Source organism: Flavobacterium amnicola, assembly GCF_004122165.1.
In the GTDB taxonomy this organism is placed as follows: Bacteria; Bacteroidota; Bacteroidia; order Flavobacteriales; family Flavobacteriaceae; genus Flavobacterium; species Flavobacterium amnicola.
The window spans coordinates 1-4,685 of sequence record NZ_SBKO01000008.1 but is presented as its reverse complement, the minus strand read 5'-3'; the positions used below and the strand labels follow the sequence as shown (position 1 = coordinate 4,685).

At 37.3% G+C, this 4,685-nt stretch carries 2 protein-coding genes and 1 pseudogene; all 3 read left to right on the top strand.

The features are described 5' to 3' along the window. On the top strand, nt 1–1,611 hold a 1,611-nt coding region (locus tag EQG63_RS12105; protein ID WP_164974513.1), incomplete at its 5' end, for a T9SS type B sorting domain-containing protein. A 250-nt stretch (nt 1,612–1,861) separates the two neighbouring features. Continuing rightward, nucleotides 1,862–2,326: a hypothetical protein gene (locus EQG63_RS12100; protein WP_129436640.1), complete on the top strand. Its 465-nt coding sequence runs from the start codon at nt 1,862–1,864 to the stop codon at nt 2,324–2,326. A gap of 20 nt (nt 2,327–2,346) precedes the next feature. Continuing rightward, nucleotides 2,347–4,685, top strand: a pseudogene (locus EQG63_RS12095) (hypothetical protein); the annotation flags it as partial.

The window sequence follows — 4,685 nt, the reverse complement described above, 5'->3', positions numbered from 1 at the left end:
GCCGACGGAATTAGTACAATTTCAAATTACAATGCAACATATACCTATAATTTCTTACCTCCAGGTCCAACAGTTGGGACAACAGGAATAATAAGTGGTATGACGGTTGGAGCATCTTATACAGTTAATGCAAGTTTAGGAACATGTAATTCTCCTACCACGCTTCCATTTTTCAATGCACCAATGGCCGTTGCACCAGTAGCGCCAACGATAAATTCGATTCCAGCTACATGTTCATCAGATGAGATTAGTACAATAGCTAATTATAATGCTGCTTATGCCTATACATTTACGCCTCCAGGACCAACAGTCGGAGCAGGAGGATTGATAAATGGAATGACTGCTGGAACCTCTTATACCGTTGTTGCTAATAACGGATGTGATTCACCATCTTCATTATCGTTTAATAATCAAGTAATGTTAGTGACTCCGGTTACACCAACTATAAGCCCGACTCCAGCTACTTGTACGGCCGACGGAATTAGTACAATTTCAAATTACAATGCAACATATACCTATAATTTCTTACCTCCAGGTCCAACAGTTGGGACAACAGGAATAATAAGTGGTATGACGGTTGGAGCATCTTATACAGTTAATGCAAGTTTAGGAACATGTAATTCTCCTACCACGCTTCCATTTTTCAATGCACCAATGTTTCCAACCCCAACATTAGTAGTTACTAATCCTGCAGCGGTTTGTTTTCCATCAACGGTAGATATTACTGGAACAGCGGTATTTACGGGAAGTCCAGCAGGGGGAACACCAACTTTTTGGACAAATGCTTCAGCAACAACTTCGTTGCCAAATGCTGCTGCGATAACAACAAGTGGCACTTATTATATTAAGTATGAGCTTAATGGTTGTAGTGATATTCAACCGGTTGTAGTTACAATTAATAAAACACCTGCACCAATAGTCAATCCGGTTTCGTATTGTTTGAATGATATGGCTACTAGTTTAACAGCAACAGGTTCTAATTTATTATGGTATACGACTTCTACTGGAGGGACAGGATCAAGTACAGCACCTACGCCTCTCACTACTTCAGTTGGAAGTACTACCTATTATGTAAGTCAAACATTAAATGGTTGTGAAAGTGATAGAGCGGCAATTGTGGTTACTGTTTCTCAACCCCCAGTATCTGCTGTAATACAGCCATTGCCATATTTTTCTGATATTAATACAATAACCGTAACGGTTGACCCTCCGGGTGTATATGAATATTCATTGGATGGTGGGCCGTTTCAAAATAGTAATGTGTTTTATAATGTGCCATCTGGAACACATAATGTTGTTGTAAAAAATAGTTGTGCTACATTACCACCAACTCCTACAACGATTGTTAATTATCCGAAATACTTTACGCCAAATGCTGATGGTATTCATGATAATTGGAATATTCCATTTTTAAGTTCTCAATCGGATTCTAAAATTGAAATTTTTGACCGATTTGGTAAATTAATTACAGTTATACAACCTTCTGGAAATGGATGGGATGGAACATATTCAAATCAACAATTACCATCTACAGATTATTGGTTTGTTGTTTATTATAAAGAGGATGGAGTTTCAAAAACACATAAAGCTCATTTTGCCATGAAACGATAGTTTAATAAAATATTATTTTCAAGAAAAGCCACTATTTATAGTGGCTTTTCTTATTAAACGAAGAAAAATATTTTATTAATTAGTAAAAATTTAAAAAAAAATTGCATAATTGTTAAAAAAAAATTAATTTTCGAAAATTATGTACGAATGCCACACGTATATAATTGATTTTCAAAACCAAAAACAAATAAAACAAACCCAAAAAATGAACAACTACAACTTATTAAAATCTCTTAAAATCTAGCGAACTATGAAAATTTTACTATTTAACACAATAGCATTGTTATTGTGTGCAAACTCTTTTTTCTTAAATCAAGTAGAAAAAAAAGTAACATTTCGTAATACTGAAATTGTAAATTTTGATCAGAAAGCTAGATACACAAATCAGCAAATTGAATTTTTTGTAAGAGAAGTATTTCAAGACCAAGCTGATGTACTTGTGTTAAAATCTAATACTGGTCGATTGGAAATGATTACTAATTTTTTAAATCGTTTTGAAATAGTTCAAAGACCCGATTTAAAAGGAAAAAAAATCGATTTACTTTCAACGATCCAACTACAATCAAAATATAATCAAAAATTGACCAGGGACGCATTTGTCAATCCTTCAACTTTCAATCCTCTGAAGTATAATTTTGAGATGTTTTCAAAAAAAGTATTGCTATATAGAGTAGATAATACCGATTTTATTATTAAGATTTTACCAACCAACTAACTATATAGAATACAATAATTATGAAAAGAATTCTACTATTTCTATTATTTCTATCCACTACGATATATTCTCAGAATTTAAACATGCAAAACGGTTCATTTACAAGATGTTCCGGTACTTTTTACGATTCGGGAGGAAATGCAGGTAATTATGGTGCAAGTGAATCCTATACCATGACGATTTGTCCATCAACACCTGGAACTTATGTGCAGTTGGTATTTACTGCATGGAATGTGGAAGGGGAACCCTTCGATTTTATGACAATTTATAATGGTTCCGGTACAGGAGGTACGGTGATTGGTACATATGGAGACACTTCGCCAATTCCTGGTGGGGGTTGTTCTACAATGACAAATCAAATTGCTTCAAGTCATCCATCAGGTTGTATTACCATTGTGTTTCAATCCGATTCCAGTTTACAATACGCAGGTTGGGCGGCAACTATGAGTTGTACAACCAATGCAGGAGGAGATCCGTTACCACCACCACCACCACCACCTGCAAATTCTGTTTGTGGTGGTTCAGATCCATTTTGTGCGGATGCAGGACCGTTAGAATTTCCCAATGTAACAGATGCTGATTGTGTGCCAGATGCACCAGCAGTTATAGCTGCTCAGACCTGTTTGGGATCTGCACCTAACCCTTCATGGTACTATATCGAAATTGATCAAGCAGGAAATTTAAATTTTACGATTTCACAAACAACAGGTCCAGGAGGAACTGGAACTACCCTCGATGTTGATTATGCTTTGTGGGGGCCTTTCCCTAATGCAGCAGCAGCTTGTGCCGATTTTACACTGGGCGATTGTACAGCTGATCATACTTGTACAGGTAACGTTATTGATTGTAGTTTTAATTCATCTGCGACTGAAACAGCTACAATTCCAGGAGCGCAAGTAGGAGAAGTGTACATGCTTTTAGTGACAAATTATAACGGTGCAGCGGGATATATTACAATGACACAGACCAATGCAGGAATGGGTGGAGCTGGTTCCACTGATTGTACAATAGTTTGTCCTACAACAACTGGTGTGAACCCTAGTTGTGGTGCTTCCAATGGGTCTATTACAATTTCTGGGGTTAATCCATCCACAACTTATACTGTTACTTATTTAGATGATGGAGTGCCCGTTTCTGTTAACTTAACCAGTAATGCAGCTGGAAATATTGTTATTTCGGGATTAAATGCAGGTAGTTATACAAATATTGTGACTAATATGTCAGGTTGTACTACGGCTACTTCAAATATCACGTTATCTGGAGGTATTGCTCCTGTTTTAACGAGTATTACTAATAATAGTCCTATTTGTACAACTGGAAACGCAATATTCAATCTTACAGGTACTCCGAATGCAACCGTTACATATAATATAAATGGAGGTGCGGCACAAACAATTGCATTAAATGCTGGTGGAACTGCTACGGTAACAGTTACCGGAGTGTCTGCGAATACTACATTTAATGCTACATCAATTGCTTCTACAAGTGCGCCAATATCAGGAAATGGATTGAGTGCAACAGGAGGTACTACACCTGCAAATGCTACTGGAGCCATTTCAACTTTAGGAGCAGCTGCAACAGCCGGAAATTGTGCCTTAGTAAATAATGCAGCTAATATTTTAACAATTACTTTACAACATACTGTGCCAGCTGGTACTGCAATCACGGTAAGTATTGCTAGGGATACTAATGGAGGTGTTGTAAATATTAGTGACGGTACAGCGAATCTTGGATTTAGTGCTGGTCCTAATGATGTTTTGCAGCGAGTTGTTTTTACAACAGGTGCTACTACAAATACAATAACTATAACCCGAACAGGTGGTGCTGTATGGGTTGATGGGGTACAATATACATTCACTAATCCTGGATGTAGTGTTGCAATTGCAAATACAAGTACTGTGGTTGTTAATACACAACCTAATGCAGGAACCGATGGAGGAGTAACAATATGTGATAATAGTGTGGCTGTCATCGATTTATTTAGTTTAATTACTGGCGAACAAGCTGGAGGAGTTTGGACTCGTCCAACAGGAACAGGTGGAACTTTTAATGCAGGAGCTGGAACTTATACCCCAGCAGCAGGAGCTACTACCAGTACTTTCTTGTATACTTTAACCGGAATTGCACCATGTACAACAGATACAAGTTTAGCTACTGTTACAATCAATCCACAACCTAATGCAGGAACTGATGGAGGTGTAACTATTTGTGATAACAGTGTAGCCGTCATCAATTTATTTAGTTTAATTACTGGCGAACAAGCTGGAGGAGTTTGGACTCGTCCAACAGGAACAGGTGGAACTTTTAATGCAGGAGCTGGAACTTATACCCCAGCAGCAGGAGCTACTACTAGTACATT